We start from the raw sequence: 23,540 nt of genomic DNA, 5'->3' as shown, positions 1-23,540 counted from the left end.
TGAATAGAAAAATAAGTAAGGTGATATTATTTTCACCTTACTTATCTGCTGTTATTATACTTTAAATTTACTAGTCATCGCTTGTAGTTCTTCTGCCATCTCAGCTAAGTTTTGCGAAGCTGAACTAATTTCCTCCATGGAATTAACCTGTTCTTCTGTTGAAGCTGCAACACTTTGCATACTAGCTGTATTTTCTTCTGCAGCAGCTGCAATTTCATCAATAGCATTTGTCACTTCATTTGCATCTCCAGCAATTCTCTTCGTTGTTTCTACCATTTGATTAACTTGAGAAACAATATGTGTAGTAGAACTTAAAATTTCCGTAAAACTTACTTTCGTTTTTGTTACAACATCAAGGCCTTGTTGAACTTCTCCATTCACATTATCCATTGCCTTAACAGTATGTTCAATATCCGCCTTAATTTCTGCAATTAAATTTGCAATCTCTCCAGATGACTCTCCTGATTGCTCTGCTAATTTTCTAACCTCATCTGCTACAATAGCAAATCCTCGTCCCTGTTCACCTGCTCTTGCTGCTTCAATAGCCGCATTTAAAGCTAATAAGTTTGTTTGAGTTGCGATGTTTTGAATTGCTTCAGAAATAGTTCCTACTTGCTTTGATTTCTCATCAAGCAGTTTAATAATAGCATCTGACTCGGATACCGACCTAGAAATAGACTGCATTTGTTTTGCAGTTTGTTCAACTAAATCTTCTCCCTCTTCAGCTCTTTCTCGCGCATGTAATGAAGAAATAGAAATTGACTCTGCGCTTCCAGTTACATCTTGAATTGCTGTATTTACTTGTTGCAATGTAGCCGCACCTTCTTCAACACCTTGACTTTGTGATTCAGCCCCACCTGATACTTGTTCCATTGCAATTGTAATTTGATCTGTCGCATCATTTGCTTGCTGTACGCTCGCTGTTAACTCTTCTGCCGATGCTGCAACATGTTCTGCTGAAAAGCTAATTTGGGTAATAACATCTTGTAAAGACGTAGACATTTCATTAAATGAATTCCCTAATTTCCCTATGTCATCCTTGGAATGGATTGTAATTTTCTCTGTTAAATCTCCCTTACTAATTTTATATGCCGATTCGGCTATTTTTCGTAATGGCCTTGTAATAGACTTTGTAATGAAATAAATTAATACACTACCAAATGCAATAGCGATAGCAATAACAATAAAAGTCTTGTAAAATACTGGATTCGCAGCTTGGGTAATTTCTTCATCAAACATAACGCCAACTACTTTCCAGCCCGTTTTCTCATTTGTTGCAAAGATTAAATTCTTTTTATCATCTTGTTCTGTATAAGACACATTTCCTTGTTTATCTTCATAAATTGGTTTAATCCAAGGATCAGTAACTTTTGCACCTGGTTTTCTAGATGGATGACTAACAATTTGCTTATTTTGATCTAAAATAACTGCATAACCTTTTTCACCAATGTTAATCATTTTGGAAATTTTTAAGATGTTATCTAAATTTAAATTAATTCCTATAACACCTTTACCATCTTTTACTTCTTTCGCAATCGTCACTACCATATTTTTTGTAGATGCTGACTGATATGGCGCAGTAACAATTACTTTCCCTTTATTTTCATGTGCTTCTTTATACCAAGATCTATCTGTTGGATTATACCCATCAGCCATTTGAATAAATGGTTCTCTTATAAACTTTCCCGTCTCTGTTCCAATATAAATACCTTCTACTTCTGGATGAAGCTTTATATATTGTGCTAACTTCGTTCTTACTATTTCTTCTTGTCCATTTAGATATGTATCCTCTGTTAAGATGTCTGCAAAGTACGTCGCATCAACAAATTTCTCTTCTATATTTTGAGAAATAACAGTATTTAAAATCGAAATATTCTCCTTTGCCTTATCTGTCATTTGATGCTCAAAATTTGTTTTGGCAGTTTGATATGAAACACCACCGATAATAATTCCTGGTATAGTTAAAATAATAAAAAATGAAATGATTAATTTTTTATTGATACTCATACATTTAACCCAGTTAAATATTTTTTGCATAATAAGCCTCCTTTATGTAATGTGGATACTTGTGTCATTTTATACAATTAACATATATAAAACAATATATAATGATAACATGTAAATTTTTCGTCAATTATGCATTTTTGCATATTCACTCCTTATACGTATTTTAATCATAAAAATAAGAGAACTTTAGCATTATATATACTAAAGTTCTCTTATTTCTTAACAGCTTATACTCTATAAAACTTCTCTTATAATCCTCAAATCTTTATCCTTCGCCTTATAGTCATATTACTAAAACTCTTCGTCCTAATTTATTTGACGCTCTTTACATAACTAATTGCCTGACTTCCCATTTGCGCCCATGCCTGTTCAAAGGTTTCTCTCGGTACTTTTACATCTAAGCTACCCTCAAGTGGATCTCGAATATATACAGATTCCTGATCATACCCGATAAGTACAATACAATGTTCATTATACGTAATAGAAACATCTCCACTATTTGTTTCCCATGTAGTAAATTCATCTGCATCTAATGGTGCAAATGTTGCATTTGTGATCATGACTACAGGTTGCCCTGCTTTTATACTCTTATAAATTTCTTCTATATTCTTCCCTGTTAAGTCTACAGCTTTATTAGGTAAATATTTTTCCGCTAACTGAAAGAGTGGCCCATGATATACACCATATCCCGATTCAGAAAATGTATAAATATTACCTACAAATCCTTCATTTGGATTCCCGCGCACACCATCGTCTATAAAATCAACTTTTTTTATTTCATTTGCTAATGTCATCTTATCCACTGAAACACCAGCGTATTGTAACATCATCGCTAAACTCGTCACTTCACAGCCTCTATCCAATTCTGGTAACTGCTGAATTAAGGGAACATTTGATAAGATGACTTTTTCATCGTTATTACTAAACTCCGTTTCTTTTCCTCTTTGTATATTTGAGAATGTTAACTTCTCTACATACTTTGGAATTCCATTTGTATATACACTCCATATTGCTGCACCTAGTAAAGCTGTACATATATACCACTTCAATTTTCTTATCGCTTTCACACCCTTATTAATTCGTTAAATAAGAATAAAATGCGTCAGCATCCGTTCGTACCATCGGTACAAAATTTAGTTCTTTTCCTTTTTCAGGCTGATCTTTTTTTATCTTTTCCGCTAACTCTTGAATATTCATATTCATTTTATCCATATTAAGCTCATCTGCCATTTGTAGCACCTTTTGTTCATTAATTTCTCTTAATATTTGATATATATCTTTACCATACAAATCAATATGATGTTTTTTTGCTTCTTCTTGTACTTTTTGTTCGTACACTTCTTGTGCTAACTCTTCAATTTCTTTTCCTTTTTGAGAAATGTCTAGCTTTTCTGCTTCTTCTCTTACTTTCTTTCCGTAGATTTCTTCCGCGATGTCTTCGATTTCTTTTCCGTCTGTCGAAATACCTAATTTATCTGCTTCATCTTTAATTTTAATCGCATTAATTTGAGTAATTAAATCTACAATTGATGTATTCTCTATAGATATACCTAGCTTTAACGCTTCTTGCTTTACTTTTGTTTCATAGATTTCTTCTGACAGCGTCCCAACATCTTTTCCTTCAACCGATATGCCTAACTGCTCTGCTTCCCTTCCTACTTCTGTTTCATGAATTTCTTTTTCTAGTATAATTTGTTCTTTTCCTTCCGTTTCAATACCTAGTTTCTCTGCTTTTTCTTCTGTATGCACTGCATGTATCTTACCATTGTTCAATTGTTCTTTACTGCGCTGCGTGTAATCTGTCTTTCCTTTTTGTGTTTCAGAAGGAGAGGCACCCCCTAATATACTTAAACTCATTACTCCAATAGTGAATACCGTCATCATTTTCTTTTTCAAAATTAATTCCTCCCTCTTATACTTTCTTTCCCATCATTCCCCTAGTTTTTTTAATACTATACATACATCTCATCGCTGCTTGAGATAACATTATGATTGATAAACCCCACTCACATACACCTAGTCTCTTCTTCATGTAACGAACTTTCTTTATGCCATACATAATATAAATAGTTTCTTAACTTTCCCTTAAAAAAAGACGACCTTGTAAAAACAAGGTCGTCTTCTTACTTATATTTTTTGGTTTTTAGGGAAAATCACTTCAAAACAAGTGCCATCTCCCCATTTGCTCTCTACTGATATTTTTCCGTAATGCTTTTCTACAATCCAATTTGCGATTGAAAGACCTAATCCAGCTCCTTCTGACGTACTTCTTGCTTTATCCCCTTGATAAAAACGATCAAATAATTTCGGAATATCTTCTTCTTTCACTCCTATCCCGTCATCTTTCACCTGTATGCGAATTGAACTACTCGTTTGCGTGCAATCAATTTGAATATGCCCACCTTCGTTTGTATATTTCATCGCATTATCTAACAGTATGACCATCATTTGATGAATCCGCTCTCTATCCCCCATAAAAGATACACCACGTTCTACTTTTAGCATCATTTCTTTTTCTTGATAAGAAGCAATCTCTTTATATGGAGCTACTATTTCTTCTAACAATTTATCAAGTTCAAATGTTTTCTTATCCATCTCAATTTGATTAGAATCAGAACGTGCTAGCAATAATAAATTACTAACGAGTTTCGATAACCGCCTACATTCTTTTGAAATTGTAGAAATATCCATCGCTTTTTCTTCTATCGTAGCGGATGGTGACTGGAATAAAACATCCGTTTTTGATTGAATAACTGCAAGTGGTGTCCTGAGTTCATGTGATGCATCAGAAACGAATTGTTGCTGTTTCTCCCATGAACTTTGAATAGGTACGAGTGCTCTACCAGCTAGGAAAAAGCCAATACCTATCGCACAGAGGCTTCCTATGCTACAACCTATAACGAGAATTAAAAATAAAGTATTTAACATTCCTTCTTCCGCTGTTATATCTCGCACGATTTGAACTATTTCTCCATCTTTTTGAAGCGAAAATGCTCTAAAATATCGTCCTTGTACTTCAATATCTTGTAACTCCTCTAATTTTTCGGGAGAAAAACTTTCCAAATTCTCTTCAAAAATAGAACGGAATTTACGGTTATCGCCCTCTATTTTCACTATTTTCCCATTCCAAGTTATTCTAGTTACTCGCGGATCTCCAATTTGGATATTCTCCATGCGTTTTCTTGGTGGTACTTTAACATCTAATTTTTCTCTATACTGAGCTATCATTTTTATAGATTGATCTACTTCACTATAAATACGCTTGTATGTGTACGAATAAATAATACTGCCTAATATACCTATTAATAGAATAAATACTAATGAGTTCACTATAGTCAAACGAATGCGTGTTTTTTGAAACATACTTCCTTTTTTCATTGTTCTTTTAATATATATCCAATACCTCGAACGGTTTGAATATCTTTCTGATAACCGAATGGCTCTAATTTTTTACGTAAATGATGCACATACACTTCTACAATCGCTACTGTAGTATCTGAATCAAATCCCCAAACACGATCAAAAATTTGTTCACGCATTAAAATCTTTCCGCTATTTTGAACAAGGTACTCTAGAAGCTCATATTGTTTTAATGATAACTTCATACCTTTTCCATCTACTTGAACATCTTTATCTTTTCCGAACAATTCAATGCCTTTATAGCGAATTGTTTGCTGCGTTGTTAAACTACCACTTCTGCGTAGTAAAGCACGAATTCTCGCTTTTAATTCAGGGGCCTGAAATGGCTTAACAATATAGTCATCTCCACCAAAGTCCAATCCCTTCACCCGATCTTCTAAAGAATCTCTCGCTGTCAAAAACAGGACTGGTGTTTCAATCTTTTCATCTCGTATTTTTTGAATCACTTCAAATCCGTCCATCCCTGGCATCATCACATCCAGCAAAATTGCATCATATATATTTTGAAGAGCTAAAAACAATCCATCTTCTCCATTTATTGCCGTATCTACTTCAAATTCATCACGTAAAATTTGTACGATAGACTCTAATAACGAAGCATTATCTTCTACTACAAGTAAACGCATGCTCTCACCTTCCATCAAATAGTTCAATTCTATTTATTATTACATTTCTTCTCTTCATAACAAAAGAATGTAGTTACATTACGTAATTTCATTTTTAACTATTTCCTTCTAAAATTTTGAAGTTTTATTATAAAAACTTTGTCTTAAATTTAGCTTAATAAAAAATTGAAAGAAATAAGATTCCTCTTATCTCTTTCAATTTTTTATTACATATACCTTTTTACTCGGCAACTCTAAACAATTTAGCTGACCGCCATACACAGCCCCGCCATCAATCCCAATAATACGATTACTACCAAAATACACTCCGCAATCCTCACTACCATGAAGCGTTTTTGTTTCCGTATGCCCAAATACAATAACCTTTTCACCGCTATATCCATTATGAAATTCATTACGGATCCACATTAATGTATATGGTTCAGATTCAGAAACTCGTTTCATCGGTTCAACCCCAGCATGTACAAATATATACTCTTCTGTTTCAATGTAATGATCTAATTCTTGAATAAACTTTATATGTTCCTCTAATACACGAGAGTGTAAAATCGGTTTTTGGAAGTCTTTCTCATTAACCGCAATATCTTCTTCTACAAATCCATAGCTATATAATGTCTTATCTCCACCATTTCTTTTTACCCAATGGTTCCATGAACGTTCCTCATTTGTCGTTAACGCCTTAATCATCATATCTTCATGATTTCCTTTTAAAATGAGTGCTCCATCTTTTTTCAATTCTCTTACCTTTTCAATTACAGCACGCGCATTTGGACCACGATCTACATAATCTCCCAGTAAGATTAATTGATCCTGTTTCGCATCATATTGAGCTTCTTCCAATAAATGTTCGAACTTTTCTATCTCTCCATGAATATCACTAATAACAAGAATTCTTTTCATATTATCCCCCCTCTTTCTAATTATAGTTCAAAACGACAGAAAGTTCAGAATTGAAATCCCGCATTAACGGGCAGTAAGCCCCCCACTGATTACAGTTTCACTTTATTACAAACTAAACTATTATCCTTACAACAATGTAAGTCTCTTGTCATCCAATTCGATAGTTGTAATTACTGTATTTCCTTATACTGAGAGTAAGAAATGAAACAAAAAATAAGGAGAGATGAGAGATGAAAAAAGTAATGGAAGTTGTAGTAGCGGTAGTAGAGGTTTTCGTAAATGGTAAACAAGTCGCAATGGAGTTAAATAAATAATGAAAAGGACAACATTCACTCTAGACCCTTTACTCATATAAAAGAGATAAGACTTCATCATTTCTTTGATCCCTTATCTCCCTATAAAGAAAGCCGTATCCCTTTTAAGGATACGGCTTTCTCTTATTTTTGACTCGTACGAGCTGAAATGCTAATTGCTCTATCTGTTGCTTTGGCAGCTTCATCTAACGCTTCTTTACTATTCTTCCCGTCATACATCGCTTCTAATGCTTTTACAACTGCATCTCGTGATTCTGGGAATACACTAATTAAAGCCCCTTGTGTTGCTGGAGATTGCTTCGTCGCTTGCAATTGATCTACTGTTACTTTCAACTGTGGATATTTTTCATATTGCTCTTTTACTAATGGCTCATTATATGCATCTGGATTAATTGAGAAATAACCTGTTGCAGTATGCCATTTTGCTTGTACGTCTGGCTTCGTTAAATATTTCATAAAGTCCCAAGCACCTTGTTGCGTTTCTTCTGAAACCATATTCGTCATCCATAATGATGCTCCACCAATAACAACACCATTTTGTTTCGAATCCTCAGGATACGGAATATATGAAACACCTACATTAAACTTAGATGCATCGATTAAATCACGAACACCTGCTGAAGAATCTAAATACATAGCAACTTGTCCAGATTGGAACGCGGCACGAATATCATCCCAACTTGCTCCATACTTTCCAAGTGCGCCAGCTTTATTTAAATCATCTAACATTCCAAATACTTTCTGTCCTTCTTTACCGTTAAATACCGCCTTCTTTGCAGCATCTTTACGGCCGTTTTCGTTATCTACATATAAAGCACCTTGTGTCGCTAACAATTCTTCAAAGAACCAACCGTAGTTAAGCATGGAGAATCCATATTGTTTTACATTTCCGCCTTCTTTAATCGTTAACTTTTTCGCTGCTTCTTGTAATTCCGCATATGTTTTTGGAGCTTTCTCTGGATCTAAGCCCGCCTTTGCAAAAGCATCTTTATTATAAATTAATACTGGTGTAGATGAATTAAATGGCATAGAATACATTTTTCCATCAACTGAATAATAATTTGTAATTGCTTTTTCTAATTTTGACGTATCGTACTTATCTTTTTTTATCCAGCTATCAATTGGTGTGATTTTTTTGCTATCAATCATATATTTCGTTGTAATTTCACTCGATTGAACAAGAGCTGGCGCTTCTTTCGTTGCAGACATCGTTCTAAATTTCGTTAAAGACTCTTCATATGTCCCTTGGAACTCTGCCTTTATCTCATATTTATTTTGCGACTTATTATAGTCTGCAACAAGACCATCTAATACTCCTTGTGTTTTTCCACCCATCGCATGCCAGAAGCGAATTACAGTTTTATCACCATTTTTTTCAACTGGTGCTACTTTTGCCTGTACTTCAGGTTTTCCCTCTGTTTTACTATTTGAACAAGCTGCACTAGATAATGCCATTGTTGCTACCATTAATAGAGCAGCACCTTTTTTAACTAGACTCATTTAAATCTCACCTTCTCTTAGTTATTTAATTGCACCTTTTGTTAATCCTTGTTGTAATTGCTTTTGCCCTAAAAATAGTAAAATCAATGTTGGAATAACGATAACCGTAACACCGGCCATTACGCTTCCCCAATCAGTTGCAACTTCTTGAGACTGAAGCTGCTTTACACCGATTTGCACTGTTCTTACTTTTTCATCAGTGGTCACTAAAAGTGGCCATAAATACATATTCCATGTTGTTAAAAAGCTATATACTCCAAGCGTAATAAAACTCGTTTTACAATACGGTATTACAACGCTGAATAAAAATCTTATATTTCCAATCCCTTCAATAAAAGCAGCTTCTTTCAGTTCATTCGGGAGTGTCATAAAATGTTGACGTAACAAGAAAATACCGAAAGCTGTTGCAAAAAACGGCACTGTCATCCCGGCGAAACTATTGATCCAGCCAAAGTTTTGAATCGTTAAAAAGTTAGGCACCATCGTTGCTTCCCACGGAATAAGCATCGTTGAAATAAACAGGAAGAAAATTAAGTTTCTCCCTTTAAACTGAAGAAAAACAAAAGCATAAGCTGCTAAACTTGATACGATAAGTTGTCCAATCATAACGACTGTCGATACAATTAAACTGTTATATAAGTATGTAAAAAGCGGTACTTTTTGAAAAATATTAATGAAATTATCAAAAGTAAACTGGGTCGGAAATAACCTTCTCATTTGAATATCGTCTGGTGTCATAAAGCTTATTAAAAATGCATACAGTACAGGAAAAAATACCATCACTGCACTAATAATGAGTAGCATGTATAATAGGAAATTTTGTTTCCACTGTTTAACAATCATTTATAATGCACCTTTCTCTCAGCAAACTTAAATTGAAGTAATGTAGCAACGAAAATGAAAACAAATAATACCATCGCTTGTGCACTTGCTGTTCCAAATTGATGATTCACAAACGCCTCTTTGTAAATCGAGTACACAATTAAATTCGTTGCATCATTTGGTCCACCGTGCGTTAAAATATCAATTTGTCCAAAGCTTTGGAACGCACTAATTAATGTTACTGTTACAATAAAGAATAAAGTTGGTGATAGCATCGGTAATGTAACACGGCGAAGCTTATATAAATAACTAGCACCATCTATAGATGCACTCTCATATAAAGACGTATCAATATTTTGTAAACCACCTAATATAACTAAAAATGCAAAACCTGTATTCACCCAAACTGTTGTAACTGATACAGAGAATAGTGCCCAGTCCGGACTCGTTAACCATGCGATTGCAGGAAGGTTCATAGAGGCTAATATATTATTAAATAATCCTACACTTGGATGAAATAAAAATAGCCAAATCACTGCACTAGCAGCTACTGATATTCCCATCGTCGAAGAAAACAGAACTCGGAATAACCCAATACCTCTTACCTTTCCATTTGCAATCAATGCAAGAAACAAAGCAAATATAATACTCGTAGGAACTGTATATAAAACAAATAATAAAGTTGATTTTATACTTTTGTAGAAGGCTGGATCAGAGAATAAATATTGATAATTTTCTAAGCCAACGAAAAGATTAGCTTCTCCATGTATATCGGTTAAATAAAAACTATAATAAATCGTCCTAAACAATGGATAGAACAGAAAAATCGAAAATAGCAAAATAGATGGCGCCAAAAACAATAATCCTATTCTTAAATCTTTCGTTCTCTCCCATAATTTTTTCTTTTTTGACACCTTTGTTTGAACTGGTAACTTACTTACTTCGATCATTATTTCGCCACCACTTTCAACTCTTCTTCACCTACCACTTTTAAGCGTTCATTCGTGTTTTCGTTAAAGAAGCATAACTTTTCTTGCGAGAATAATAATTTTACTTTGTCACCTTTGTTCAGGAGTAACTGTCCGATAACTTTCGCACTCCAAGTTGTTCCATTTACCGCAAAGTTCAATATAGATTCATTCCCTAATACTTCTACAGATTGCAACGTCACTTCTTGTCCCTCCTCAGACAGTGCAATATGCTCAGGGCGCATGCCTATGCGAATTGTTCCTTCTGGTAATTGCTTTAACTGTCTAATAGATAATGGAATTTGCAATTGTCCTATATGTAATACACCTTTTTCTTTATTTACTTCCCCATCATTTATATTCATAGAAGGAGAACCTATAAAGCTTGCAACAAATTCGTTTGCTGGTTCGTTATATATGTTAAGTGGTGTTCCAACTTGCTGTATACTTCCTTTATTTAAAACCATGATACGATCACCCATAGTCATCGCTTCTATTTGATCGTGGGTAACGTAAATCATCGTAATTCCTAATCGCTGCTGAATTTCTCTAATTTCAATTCTCATTTGCGCACGTAATTTCGCATCCAAATTCGAAAGTGGTTCATCCATTAAACAGATTGACGCTTGACTCACAATTGCCCTGGCAAGTGCAACACGCTGTCTTTGTCCGCCTGATAATTGGCCTGGTTTCATTTTCACATACTCTTTCAGTCCTACCATTTCAATAGCTTCCATTAATCGCTTTTGTCGCTCTTCTTTTTGTACTTTTCTTACCTTAAGTCCAAATAAAATATTTTCTTCTACAGATAAGTGTGGATATAATGCATAATTTTGAAATACCATTGATAGATTACGGTCTTTCGGCTCTAGATCATTTGCAACACGTTCATTAATAATTAAATCTCCTGAAGAAATCTCTTCTAAGCCAGCGATCATTCGTAATAATGTGCTTTTCCCGCATCCCGAAGGTCCAACTAAAACAAAAAATTCACCCTTCTTAATATGAACCGATACGCCTTTAACCGCTGTCTCTTCTGCATTTTTATATACCTTTGAAACATTTTTCAATTCAATCACAAGGTTGCACTCCTTTTTTCTTCTTGTATCCATACTTCATAATGACTTGTTGAAATCGCACTTGCTCCTGCACGAATTGCAATTTCCGCATCTTCTCGCGTTTGAATCAGCCCTCCTGCAATAATAGGAAACTCTATTTCCTCTACTAGCTGCTTAATAATAGAAGGCATAATCTCTACTGCATTTGGTTTAGTCGTTTTACAATTTTCAATTGATTTAGTAAGAGATAAAGTATCTACAATAAAAATACGTTGAATTGTTTTCAATCCAATTTTATTAGCATTTCAAATTGTTGAACCCTTTGTTGAAATAATACCTTGTGCCCCGATAACATCTTGAATATACAAAAGCGCTTCCTCTGTATTCGTATTTAAGCCTTGTATAAAATCACAATGAAGAAATACATCATGTCCATGTTTCTGCAATTCATATACACGCTCTGGTAATTCCAGCATTGAACCAGTCATAAGAAAAACTGTTTTCGGCAATTTTTTGTATGCTTTGTATCCTTTCCAATCCTTTATCATCGCAATATAAGGTTCTTTAAACATTTATTCCACCTAACTGTTCTATTTTTATCCAAACTAAAAACACCTACTTACATAGAACGCCTTTCTCCTTATTTGAACTCTAGGGAATAGAGCACACCTAAGAAAGTGGCACATTATATGTAAGTGGGTGTTCTCAAATGTTCTCTACCCTAGTTATTTTGTTACCTTTACTATATTACGCATTTATTAAGTCAGTTTTGATAGATTGTTAATTAGGTGTTAATCGAATGTTAATATTCACCATATCATTATTTACATTAATCTAGATATTAAAATATAAATAAATAGAACGAAACAATACTTAAAATTCAATCAATATGTAAATTCATTCCATAGTTAATGATTTTTAGTTTGCTTGCCACTGCTTGCAAACTAAAGTTATCCCAAGCAGTACTATAAAGTGGAATGCGCCTTTTCTCTTGTATTGATATGGCCCAGGCTGTAACAACATCAGTACCATATCCGTTCCCTTGAAACTCCGCTAAAGTTTCCACACTTGCCTCAGCAGCTACGGGCGTACTTCTGGCACTGCAACAAACAGAAACTACTTTTTCATTTTTTACAATTGCCAAATAAGGTTGCCTCCTTATTTACTCCATTTACCATCCATTCATAATCTATTTTTCATGTTCAAAATAAAAATCCCATTCAAATACACATTACTGAATCCATCATACTAACTGATTTCTTCATTCTGTCTATCTAAATGGGATTATTTTTCGTTTTTTACTCTACTGGTTGTTGTGGCTGTACTACTTCATTCGCTCCAGCTACCCTCAACATATTTACAATATCTTTAAAACCTCTTTTTTCAGCGTATTGCAGTGGCGTCAGATGTTCCTTGTTAGCCATGTTTACATCTGCACCGTGATCAATAAGTAATTGAATTACTTTCTTATGGTTTTCACTACCATTTCCTAATACAATTGCTTCTAATAACGCTGTTCCACCACGTTCATTTTTATAATTCACATCAATATCTGTATGCTCTAATAATTCTTTAACAACCTCTACATGGCCACGCTCAGATGCAGAAATAAGTGCTGTCCCACCTGACCTAGTCGTTTCTTTCGTATTAACTCCTGCATTAATTAATACTTTTACAATATCCGTATATCCTTCTCTACTTGCATAAAGAAGTGGATTACTTTTTTTCTCATCTTTAATTTCAATATTAGCACCTGCACCAATTAATGCTTTAACTGTCTCTACATGATTTTGGTAGGTCGCTGCAAGGACAGGCGTTTCTCCGTTGTCACCTTCTACGTTTATATTCGCTCCATCCTGAATCAACTTCATAGCTGTCTCTGTGTCTCCAAGAGTAGCTGAAAGTAACAACTGTTTGTCCATTAAATTTATACTTTTCTCTTCTTTAGATTCTTCCTGTTCTTTATGCTTCTCTTTTTTCTTCTCATTTTTCACATGAACCGGTTTCGATTCTGGTTCTTCTTGCTTATCGCAAGCCACTACCGTCATTAAAAGTCCTAATAAAATACATAATAAAATTTTTTGTTTTCTCACAACTACAGCTCCTATGAAAGATAATGTTTTCTTAACCATTCCTCCATCACATACAATAACTCTTCTTGAGTACATTTATCCATAAGCCCTTTAGATTCCTTCTTTAATCGGATTATCTTAAGCTTATACTATGTTTCTCAACCTATTGAAATGATACGCCTGATGGCCCCATCATTAACATTATGAAGCAATTAGTTTAGCACGTTTTTACCGCATTTGTATACATTTCTAAAAAGTACATAAATGATTGCTTTAGGTTACTATATTCCATTGTAACCGTTCTGCTAAAAATTTTACACCTTTTCTATATTTGCACCTGAGTAATAATAGAAAAAGACAACTACATAGTTGTCTTTTTCTATTAATGATGTCCACCATGATTTCCTGCTTTCGGTTTCCCCATCATCTCTTTATTCATTTCCCATTTATGCTCTGCTAGCTCTTTATACGAAAGAACTTTCCCCTTATAGTTAGATACAAAGCTCTCTGCATCTTTTTTATTTTTAAATGAAATGACATTATAAGCCATCGGTGTCGTTATTGTTTTATCATATACGTAAGTAGCGTCTTCTAACGAAATCCAATCTTTCGAATCATAATCTCGGACAAATTTCTCTTTCGTCTTTTCATCTGAGTTGATCTCCATCCATTTATACATACAACCGATATCATCAAACTTTAACGCTTTTCCATTTTCTAAAATAATTTCTGTTGCAAATTGATTATCTGTTACCCCAATTTGGCAAATATCACATTTATCATGTTTCTCATCAATGGCAACAGCTGCTGTTTCCTTTTTCCCACACCCGACTACCGTAAATACGAAACATAAACATATAGCAAGTACGACATGTTTTACTTTCATCAATATTCCTCCCTAGAAACCGTATACTCCACGAAAAGAATACCAAAAGGTTGTGTGAGATTTGTGAAAAAACAATGTGCTTTTTGTAATATAGGAAACAAAAAAAGATGTGTAGTTATTTCTACACATCTCTCATCACTCGCAACCTGTAATTAACAAATCATCTTCTAATTTAACTAATAATGTATCCGCACTAATTTCCTGTCCAACTTCTACATTTACCAATCTTATATTTCCACTAATCCCGACTGCAATTTTTTTAAGCTCACCGTCATTTTTTCGGATCATCAGTAATTTTTCCCATTCATATACGTAAGAAGATTCATTAATAAAAATCTCCTCTACTTTTCCTTCATAAGAGCTATAAATCTCTTCAATTCTCGTTTTCATATAACATCTACTCCCTATTTCACACTTCACTATTTTCATCTTATTCTACCATTCTTACGAGAAGCAGCTTACTTTTTAAAAATTCAAATTAACTACCGTGAACAAAATGAACAAAATAAAAATTATGCTTCTAATGATGTTATTTTTCAAATTATTTACCATTTGAATAGATGCTTTTATTATAAATAAAAAACCTTTTTCTGAATTTTTATTCTATTTTGAAAGCGCAATCATTCTTTTGAGGGGGAAATTACATGTTAGCACTACTTGGATTTGCGATGGTATTTGTCTTTATGTTTTTAATTATGACGAAACGTATGTCAGCGCTAGTAGCATTAATATTAATTCCGAGTGTTTTTGCATTAATTGGCGGATTCTATGCCGATATGGGACCTATGATGTTAGAGGGGATCCAAAAATTAGCACCTACTGGTATTATGCTTATGTTCGCTATTTTATATTTTGGGATTATGATTGATAGCGGTTTATTCGATCCTGTCATTAGTAAGATTTTAAAATTTGTAAAAGGAGATCCTTTAAAAATCGTTGTCGGAACGGCTATATTGACTATTATCGTTTCTCTAGATGGTGATGGTACAACAACATACATGATTACAGTTTCCGCAATGTATCCACTATATAAGCGCCTTGGAATGAACCCCCTCATATTAGCTGGAGTTGTTATGTTAGGGGCAGGGGTAACAAATCTTACACCTTGGGGTGGACCCACAGCTCGTGTTATGAGCGCACTTGGGCTTGAGGCTTCCGAATTATTTACACCTCTTATTCCAGGAATGATTGCTGGTGCAATTTGGGTTGTTTTCGTTGCCTACTATCTTGGAAAAAAAGAAAGAAAACGTTTAGGAATTATGGATGTACAGTATTTAAAACAAATGCAAACAATGGATGAGCAAGCTGCAACTGTCGAAGCAGCAGTGCATAAACGCCCTAAACTTCTATGGATTAACTTTTTATTAACCGCCACATTACTTGTCTGTCTCATACTAGAAGTTATGCCATTACCTGTTTTATTTACAGTCGCTTTTGCTATCGCTGTTATGATTAACTATCCAAACTTAGAGCAACAGAAAGAACGTATTGCTTCTCATGCTGGGAATGTATTAGCAGTTGTTTCTCTCGTATTTGCTGCCGGTATTTTCACTGGTATTTTATCTGGAACAAAAATGGTAGATGCAATGGCTAACAGTGTAGTAACTCTTATACCAGATGCACTTGGACCACAATTGCCAATTATTACAGCACTTCTCAGTATGCCATTCACATTTTTCATGTCTAATGATGCATTTTACTTCGGGGTATTACCTATTTTGACGAAAGCTGCTGCTACTTACGGAATTAGTGCAGCTGAAATGGGACGCGCTTCCTTACTTGGGCAACCCGTTCACTTATTAAGTCCTCTTGTCGCTTCCACTTATTTATTGGTCGGAATGGCAAAAGTTGATTTCGGTGAACATCAACGCTTCACTTTATTGTGGGCCGTTGGAACGACAATGGTTATGTTAATTACCGGAATTGTAATTGGGATTATTCCAATATAAGATGCAAAAAAAACAGTAGAAGGAATAAAATCCTCTACTGTTTTTTATTATGAAGAAACAAGAAAATAACGTCTCTCGGGTCTCCCAACACTTCCATATATTAGCTCTGCGTGGACTTTCTTCCCAGATATCAAATACTCTAAATAACGCCTTGCCGTTGATCGGCTTACGCCTACCATTGAACTTAGCACCTCTGCTGTAATCCCTTCTTCATTAACTGTTAACATATGCTTTTTTATTTTCGCTAAAGTTAAAGGATCTATCCCTTTCGGGGCATATTCTATTTGATCTCCCTTCACCCCTCTTTGAGACCATAAATATTCAATTTGCTCCGTAGATAATTGATTATTTTTCTTTAACTGTATAATCTTTTTTTGATAGCCTTCCAGACTTGCTTTAAATCGATCAAACATTAGTGGCTTTACGATATAATCTGTTACTCCGCCCCGCAGGGCGTGCCTCACTACATCTGTTTCCGATGCCGCTGTAATCATAATAATATCTGTATCGTGCAAATGATGCCTAATATATGTGACAAGTTCCGTTCCTTGCATATCAGGTAAGTACACATCTAATAAAACAAGCTGTGGCTTCACAAGCTCTAGCCATTCTTTCGCTTGTTCTCCAGTCGTTGCCGTTCCAATTACTTTAAATCCCTCAATTTTCTCAGTAAAACGACGATGAATGTCAGCAATCCGAATATCATCTTCTACAATTAATACTTCAATCTCCTCACCCATTACTATTCGCCTCTCTCTTTCGGTAGTGCAATAATAAATAACGCACCACCTAAATCCCCTTTTTCAATTGCAATACTTCCATTTAAATCTTCTACTAACTCTTTCACTTTTGCTAATCCATATCCTCGCTCTCCTCCTTCTTTCGTCGAAAAGCCTTTATAGAATATGCTAGTAATTATTTCATCATGAATCCCTTGCCCTGAATCTTCCACTTCAATTAATATTTCTTCTCCAATATCAGTTACAAACATCCTTACTTTCTTATCATTCTCTTCATTTTTTTCAATTGCTTCAAATGCATTCGTAATTAAATTTCCTAAAATAGAAACGACATAATTACTCTCAATATGTGGACTTAATTTTTCTAAACCACTTTCTCTATCTAGCATAAAATCAATCTTCAACTCTCGTGCTCTATTATAAAATCCAATTAAAATTCCACCTAGCCATGGATTTTGAATCCGCTTCATAATAAATTGAACAAAATCTTGATATACCGCTGTTTCCTTATGAATAAGCTCTAAAGCATCTTCGTATGATTCTAATTGAATAAGACCTGAAAGCGTATACAATAAATTATTATATTCGTGCGCTTGCGCTCGTAATGCCTCTGTATATTGCTTCGTCTGAGATAATTCTGCTGTTAACTGATCCATTTCAGATTTCAAACGTAAGCTCGATACAACACCAGTTACTTTATTCTTTACTTTAATAGGTAGACGGTTCGCAATAACAGCCTGTCCTTTTATATTTAATTGGCGATCAAACTGTTCTTCACCAGTTTGAAGTACATCTAGTATCGTTGAATTAGGAATTACATTTAAAATAAATTCCCCAATAATATTTTGTTGTTTATCTAGCGAAAGAATATCATAAGCTGCTTGATTGACTAAACTAATCATGCCATTTTTATCGATTACAATAATCCCTTCACGTACAGATTGAATCACTGTACTATGCTCTTCATATAAAGATGAAATTTCTTCTGGTTCCATCCCGAACATCATTCTTTTTATACTTGCCGCTAAATATATAGAGCCGATTACTCCAATTAATAGCCCTATTATTGTAATCCAAAATACACGCTTTCCATACACTTCTACCGCTCCATGAATATCAGCCATTGAAAATCCAACAGACACCACACCAATGATTTCATTTTCCTGATTACGGATTGGAACTTTTCCGCGTAATGAAGGGCCTAATGATCCAGTTGCTTTCGAAACATATGATTTTCCTTCTAATAAAACGCCTTTATTATCTCCGCCAACCATTTTTTCTCCTATTTTATCTCGCTCAGGATGCGCATAACGAATCCCCTCTTTGTTTCCAACTACAATGAAGTCAGCCTCTGTATCCATTCGAATTTTTTCTGCGATTGGCTGAATAATAGAAGCTGGATTTTCTTTTTGAAAAGCTTCCTGAATTTCTGGTATCGCGGCAACTGTTTTCGCAACATGCAAAGCCCGTTTCCCAATTTGCTCTTCTACCGTTTCAGATAATATGTAATAAAATAAATAACTCGTTAGCAGAAGTACCACTAAAATAAGTGTACTAATAGTTAATGTAATTCTCGGTTGGAGTTTTAATTTTTTTAATTTCAAAACCATTCCCCTAACATGATTAAAGATAGAATTTAAAGAATATACAGTCTCTTTAATTATACTTAATCATAACACGGTTACTCTATATTTCTTTCTTTTTCTCTTCATAAAAAAAGAAACGAAGTAAAATTATTACCTCGTTTCTTAATATTTGTTATTACACTTTAAACTTACTAATCATCTCTTGTAATTCTTCTGCCATTTGTGATAAATGGACTGCTGCTGCATTTATTTCATCTACTGAAGCTAATTGTTCTTCTGAAGAACCAGCAATATTTTGAACGCTTGCTGCATTTTCTTCAATTGTGGCTGCAATTTCATTAATAGATGCACTTACTTGTTTTGCATCTACCGTCATTTGTTTTGCTACATCTACCATGCTATCAATTTGTACAACTGTATCATTTGTAGACTTCAATATTTCGGCAAAGCTTTGCTTCGTTTCATTTGCAACTACAAGTCCTGATTGTACTTCTGCTCCAACTTGATTCATAGAGCTTACTGTTTCTTTTATATCAAATTGAATCTCTTTCACTAGTTTCCCAATTTCCGTAGAAGACTGTCCTGATTGTTCTGCTAGCTTTCGCACTTCATCTGCTACAATTGCAAATCCTCTTCCTTGCTCTCCAGCTCTCGCAGCCTCAATTGCCGCATTTAACGCTAATAAATTTGTCTGTTCTGCAATATGTTGAATCACTTCAAGGATTGCTCCAATTTGTTTCGACTTATCGTCTAACAAACCAATGATTTTGTCTGACTGTGAAACAGACTCATGAATTAATTGCATTTGATTCACAGTTTGTTCAACTAACTTCCCACCATTTTCAGCTTTTTTCTTCGTATACATAGAGGCTGTAGATACTAATGAAGAACTATCTGCAACACGCTGAATTCCTTCTGTAACTTCTTCTAACAATGTTGCTCCTTCTTCAACTTCTTTCGTTTGTATTTCTGCACCACTTGATACTTGCTCTATCGCCTGTGTAATTTGTTCCGTTGCTTCGCTTGTCTGCTTCATACTAGCTGTTAATTCTTCTGAAGATGCCGCTACATGACTTGCTGAAGTGTTTATATTGGAAATGACACTTTGTAACGATGCAGCCATCTCGTTAAAACTTTCTCCTAGCTGTCCAATTTCATCTTTAGAATGAACTGTAATTGATTCTGTTAAATCACCTTCACTAATCTTCTTCGATGATATGACAAGTTGTTTTAACGGTTTAATAATAGACGCAATTATGAAGTAAATTACAATCCCACCGATTATTAGTGAAATTCCAAGAACAGTTATTGTTTTATAGAAAATAGGTTCAGCCGCTTCGATAATTTCTTTGGAAGGCATAATTCCTGCTATTTTCCACCCAGTTTTCTTATTCGTTTTAAAAGTGATATTGCGATCTTCACCATCTAATGAATAATGAAAATCCCCAGCTTCCTGTTTATACAATTCTTTACTAAGTTTCTCTTCTAATTTCTCTCCTGGCTTCATTTTCGGGTGCGCTACTACATTTTTATCTTGATCAAATATCGCTACATATCCTTCCTTACCAATATTAACCATCTTGGAAGTAGTAACAATATTATTAATGATTAAGTCAATCCCAAGAACTCCACTTTTATCCTCGTTTTGTTTTGCTAGTGTAATAACAATATTCCCTGTCGTTTTTGACTTATATGGAGCAGTTACAATTACCTCTCCACTTTTCTTCACGGCCTCTTTATACCAATCTCTTTCTGTAGGATTATATCCATCTGGCATCTGAATAGCTGGTGATTGAATGAACTGTCCATTACTAGATCCTGTATAGATTGCTTCCATTTCTGGATGCAGTTTATTGTATTCTTCTAGTTTATTTTGTATGTTTTGAATTTGATCTGCTTGGTAACTTGATTGTGTGAATAATTTCGTAAAATAAGTTGCATCTACTTTTTTACTATCCAATTCTTTATTAATTACATTATCCAAAATTTTTATATTATCTTTCGCCGAGTTTAAAATCGTTTCATTAAAATTCGTCTTCGCCTGTTGATAAGACGTCCAACCAATTACAATACTTGGAAGAATTAAAATAATAATAAATGATACAAGTAACTTTGTTTTTAAACTACTACTCCTTAATTTCCCTTGAAACATACTTCTACCCCTCCATACCGTTTTAAATGTAATTAATTAACATTTAATCTTTCTATAAAAATAATACGATTTAAATGTATCAATGAGACTCTCTATCTTTTTATACATCTAAAGAATTGATACATATCTTTTTCATTCTATATAAATTAAATAATTAAAACAATGTATAAAAATGTATATTATTCGAAATATTATAATTCATAGGAGAACCTCTAGTATTTCACTTACTAGAGGTTCTTTCCACCTTATTATTCTTTATCTTTTTCTACTTCTTTTTTCTTATCTTCTACTACAGATACAACAGGTTTATCACTTGATAATTGTTGCACTGCTCCTTTTCCTGCAAATCCTTCTAATAGCTCTTTTAAGTCAATTCCAGAAGAAGCCTTTAACGTTTCTTGCATCGTTGCCATTAAATCAGTCGCATAGCCCGCAACTTTTCCGGCCCCGCTATTTTTACCACCGCCGCCTGTATCGACAACTGTGATTTTATCAATATTACTAAGCGGACTTGCAACTTCCTTCGCATAACTTGGAAGCATTTTAAGAACCATATCCATAATTGCCGCTTGACCATATAATTCAAATGCTTCAGCAATTTTTTGTTTCGCTTCTGCTTCTGCTAAACCTTTTAATCTAATAACATCTGCTTCTGCTGTACCTTGCGCTTTTTGTACTTCCGCTTTCGCTTGACCTTGCGCTTTTTCGATTTCCGCCTTCGCTAAACCTTCCACACGTACTTCTTCCGCACGAGCTCTCGCTTCAGCTTCAATCTTATATTGATCCGCATCTGCCTTTTTAATTTGTTTTACTTTTTCTGCTTCTGCTGATTGCTCAACAGCATAACGATCTGCATCTGCTTTTTTCTTAACTTCTGCATCGTATTGCTTTTCACGACGCGCAATCTCTTTTTCTTCTAACTCGATTTGCTTTTCACGCTCAATGATTTTAACGCGCATTTGCTCTTCTGTAACACCTTGTTGTGCTTTCGCTTGTTGTAATTCGTAAGAAAGATCCGCATCTGCACGTGCTTGCTCTTGTTCTCTCTTATAGGACTGTACTTTTAATTCTTTATGTTTTTCAGCTTCAGCGATTTGTGCATCACGTTGATATTCTGCTTCTTTTGCCTCTTTTTCAGCACGTGCTTTTTCAATACGTGCTTCTTTTTCACGCTCTGCATTTGCAATTGTTGCATCACGCTTAACTGTCGCAATTTGCGGCTGACCAAGCGCATCTAAGTATCCGTTTTTATCCATTATTTCTTTAATTGTGAAAGAAACAATGCGAAGTCCCATCTTCTTTAAATCTGTAGAAGCTACTTCATGTACCTTTTGAGCAAATTGCTCTCTATTACTATACGCATCCTCTACTGTCATAGAAGATAAGATTGCACGTAAGTGACCTTCTAAAACCTCTTTTGCTTCTACTTTTAACTCTTCTGTTTCTTTTCCTAAATATTGCTCAGCTGCAGTAGATACTTCTTCAATTGTAGAACCTACTTTAATAATAGAAACACCATTTACTGTAACTGGAACACCTTGCTTCGTATACGTATCACGTGTACCAACTTCTAATTTGTAGTTTAATAGGCTTAAAGGCTCTGCTCTTTGCATAATTGGAACTACGAAAGTACCGCCCCCGCGGATAATCTTAATCTTCTTTCCATCATCAGTGGTAACAACATTCTTTCCTCCACCAAGCCAGTTCCCTGTAACAATTAACGCTTCATCTGGACCAACCGTACGATACTTCGTAATGAATACTAAAATGAGTAGAATTAAAATTGCCAGTAAAACTCCACCGATAATTAATGGAATCGTCATGTAAATTCCCCCTTATAATTTTGGTTTTTTTAAAGAATAAGCGATGTTTTGTACAAGTAAAACACCATCTTGGACTCCCTCGATAATAACCTCTGTTCCTTGCGAAATATCTTTTTTTCCAACAGTTTTAGCTGGGATTGCATTACTTCCAAATTGGGATAAAATTAATACTTCACCAAATCCTTCTGTAGGAATTGTCGTAATGACTTCTCCTTTGCAACCGATAAATTCATCCATACGTTGTACGGTATTTTGTTCTGCTTCTGCAATCGGTTTTAAAATTAGTATTTTCATGATGAAAACACCGATAAAAGATATAGCAAATGCAGCCCCGAAAATAGTAATACTATTAAAGGAAAATAAGTACTCTCCTATATAACTAAGCCCACATAACATGGCGAAGAAACTAAGTAATAAAGTAACAACGGATACAGATCCGCCCCCAAAACTAAATATCGATTCAAATATATCTCCAAAGAAGATATAAATAACAGTGAGTATAGTAGCAATAATAAATCCATATAAATAAATTGTTTCAAGTGGATAACCAAACAAGACCATTTCTTATCCCCCTTTCTTAAACAATCCCTTTTTTGTTATGTGTATGCCCCACCTCTTTCAAAGATTATTGTTCTTAATTTTCAGTCATTTATCTTTTAAATAAAAGCCTGTAAGACAGGCCTCTAAAAAAGAACAGGAGAAACCTATTGTGACAGG

Annotated in this window: 19 protein-coding genes and 2 pseudogenes; 1 reads left to right on the top strand and 20 read right to left on the bottom strand. The window is 34.5% G+C overall.

What is annotated here, in order from left to right; translation table 11 throughout:
• Positions 1-54: 54 nt before the first annotated feature.
• From V7S45_RS02995 to V7S45_RS02925, 15 genes and pseudogenes are all read right to left on the bottom strand, one after another.
• Entirely contained in the window at positions 55-2,037 is a 1,983-nt protein-coding gene (locus V7S45_RS02995) for a methyl-accepting chemotaxis protein (RefSeq protein WP_025687625.1), read from the bottom strand.
• Between the two features lie 281 nt (positions 2,038-2,318).
• Complete coding sequence (locus tag V7S45_RS02990) at positions 2,319-3,074, bottom strand: C39 family peptidase (RefSeq protein ID WP_002023225.1); 756 nt, start codon at positions 3,072-3,074, stop codon at positions 2,319-2,321.
• A gap of 7 nt (positions 3,075-3,081) precedes the next feature.
• The gene (locus V7S45_RS02985; RefSeq protein WP_025687624.1) at positions 3,082-3,903 is read right to left on the bottom strand and encodes a hypothetical protein; all 822 of its coding nucleotides are present in this window, start codon (positions 3,901-3,903) and stop codon (positions 3,082-3,084) included.
• 231 nt (positions 3,904-4,134) lie between these two features.
• Positions 4,135-5,385, bottom strand: a complete 1,251-nt coding sequence (locus V7S45_RS02980; RefSeq protein ID WP_086404038.1) for a HAMP domain-containing sensor histidine kinase — start codon at positions 5,383-5,385, stop codon at positions 4,135-4,137.
• The gene (locus V7S45_RS02975) at positions 5,382-6,053 is read right to left on the bottom strand and encodes a response regulator transcription factor (RefSeq protein ID WP_001238621.1); all 672 of its coding nucleotides are present in this window, start codon (positions 6,051-6,053) and stop codon (positions 5,382-5,384) included. Before V7S45_RS02975 ends, V7S45_RS02980 begins: the two co-directional genes overlap by 4 nt.
• Before the next feature lie 195 nt (positions 6,054-6,248).
• Positions 6,249-6,953 (bottom strand): metallophosphoesterase family protein, encoded by a 705-nt coding sequence (locus V7S45_RS02970; RefSeq protein ID WP_000821949.1) that lies wholly within the window; start codon positions 6,951-6,953, stop codon positions 6,249-6,251.
• Between the two features lie 437 nt (positions 6,954-7,390).
• Positions 7,391-8,767 carry an ABC transporter substrate-binding protein gene (locus V7S45_RS02965; protein ID WP_000060609.1) on the bottom strand — a complete coding sequence of 459 codons (1,377 nt, stop codon included), beginning with the start codon at positions 8,765-8,767 and terminating at the stop codon, positions 7,391-7,393.
• Between the two features lie 21 nt (positions 8,768-8,788).
• Positions 8,789-9,610 carry a carbohydrate ABC transporter permease gene (locus V7S45_RS02960; RefSeq protein ID WP_000635946.1) on the bottom strand — a complete coding sequence of 274 codons (822 nt, stop codon included), beginning with the start codon at positions 9,608-9,610 and terminating at the stop codon, positions 8,789-8,791.
• Positions 9,607-10,539 (bottom strand): sugar ABC transporter permease, encoded by a 933-nt coding sequence (locus V7S45_RS02955; protein ID WP_000573797.1) that lies wholly within the window; start codon positions 10,537-10,539, stop codon positions 9,607-9,609. The genes V7S45_RS02960 and V7S45_RS02955 overlap by 4 nt, the downstream gene beginning before the upstream one ends.
• Positions 10,539-11,636: a sn-glycerol-3-phosphate ABC transporter ATP-binding protein UgpC gene (gene ugpC / locus V7S45_RS02950; RefSeq protein WP_025687621.1), complete on the bottom strand. Its 1,098-nt coding sequence runs from the start codon at positions 11,634-11,636 to the stop codon at positions 10,539-10,541. The genes V7S45_RS02955 and ugpC overlap by 1 nt, the downstream gene beginning before the upstream one ends.
• Positions 11,633-12,187: pseudogene (locus tag V7S45_RS02945) on the bottom strand (glycerol-3-phosphate responsive antiterminator). Before V7S45_RS02945 ends, ugpC begins: the two are co-directional and overlap by 4 nt.
• A gap of 308 nt (positions 12,188-12,495) precedes the next feature.
• Positions 12,496-12,771: pseudogene (locus V7S45_RS02940) on the bottom strand (GNAT family N-acetyltransferase); the annotation flags it as partial.
• Between the two features lie 142 nt (positions 12,772-12,913).
• Positions 12,914-13,783: an ankyrin repeat domain-containing protein gene (locus tag V7S45_RS02935; RefSeq protein ID WP_000287336.1), complete on the bottom strand. Its 870-nt coding sequence runs from the start codon at positions 13,781-13,783 to the stop codon at positions 12,914-12,916.
• A gap of 286 nt (positions 13,784-14,069) precedes the next feature.
• Entirely contained in the window at positions 14,070-14,573 is a 504-nt protein-coding gene (locus V7S45_RS02930; RefSeq protein WP_025687620.1) for a nitrous oxide reductase accessory protein NosL, read from the bottom strand.
• 135 nt (positions 14,574-14,708) lie between these two features.
• On the bottom strand, positions 14,709-14,963 hold the full coding sequence (locus V7S45_RS02925; RefSeq protein WP_000857376.1) for a hypothetical protein: 255 nt from the start codon (positions 14,961-14,963) through the stop codon (positions 14,709-14,711).
• A gap of 254 nt (positions 14,964-15,217) precedes the next feature.
• Here V7S45_RS02925 and V7S45_RS02920 point away from each other — a divergent pair, with 254 nt between their 5' ends.
• A complete protein-coding gene (locus V7S45_RS02920) occupies positions 15,218-16,522 on the top strand; it encodes a CitMHS family transporter (protein ID WP_000880464.1) in 1,305 nt (434 codons plus the stop codon).
• A gap of 47 nt (positions 16,523-16,569) precedes the next feature.
• On the opposite strand, the gene V7S45_RS02915 is transcribed toward V7S45_RS02920, so the two are convergent.
• From V7S45_RS02915 to V7S45_RS02895, 5 genes are all read right to left on the bottom strand, one after another.
• Positions 16,570-17,262, bottom strand: coding sequence for a response regulator (locus V7S45_RS02915; RefSeq protein WP_000503461.1), 693 nt, complete (start codon positions 17,260-17,262; stop codon positions 16,570-16,572).
• A gap of 2 nt (positions 17,263-17,264) precedes the next feature.
• On the bottom strand, positions 17,265-18,872 hold the full coding sequence (locus tag V7S45_RS02910) for a sensor histidine kinase (protein ID WP_002025277.1): 1,608 nt from the start codon (positions 18,870-18,872) through the stop codon (positions 17,265-17,267).
• Positions 18,873-19,023: 151 nt separating this feature from the next.
• Positions 19,024-21,000 (bottom strand): methyl-accepting chemotaxis protein, encoded by a 1,977-nt coding sequence (locus V7S45_RS02905; protein ID WP_025687619.1) that lies wholly within the window; start codon positions 20,998-21,000, stop codon positions 19,024-19,026.
• A gap of 248 nt (positions 21,001-21,248) precedes the next feature.
• The gene (locus V7S45_RS02900) at positions 21,249-22,823 is read right to left on the bottom strand and encodes a flotillin family protein (RefSeq protein WP_000155021.1); all 1,575 of its coding nucleotides are present in this window, start codon (positions 22,821-22,823) and stop codon (positions 21,249-21,251) included.
• A gap of 12 nt (positions 22,824-22,835) precedes the next feature.
• Positions 22,836-23,384, bottom strand: coding sequence for an NfeD family protein (locus tag V7S45_RS02895; RefSeq protein ID WP_000242445.1), 549 nt, complete (start codon positions 23,382-23,384; stop codon positions 22,836-22,838).
• Between the last annotated feature and the right edge of the window lie 156 nt (positions 23,385-23,540).

Source organism: Bacillus sp. BR3(2024) (assembly GCF_039134555.1).
Classification (GTDB): Bacteria; Bacillota; Bacilli; order Bacillales; family Bacillaceae_G; genus Bacillus_A; species Bacillus_A cereus.
This window is presented reverse-complemented; position numbering and strand designations above follow the sequence as displayed.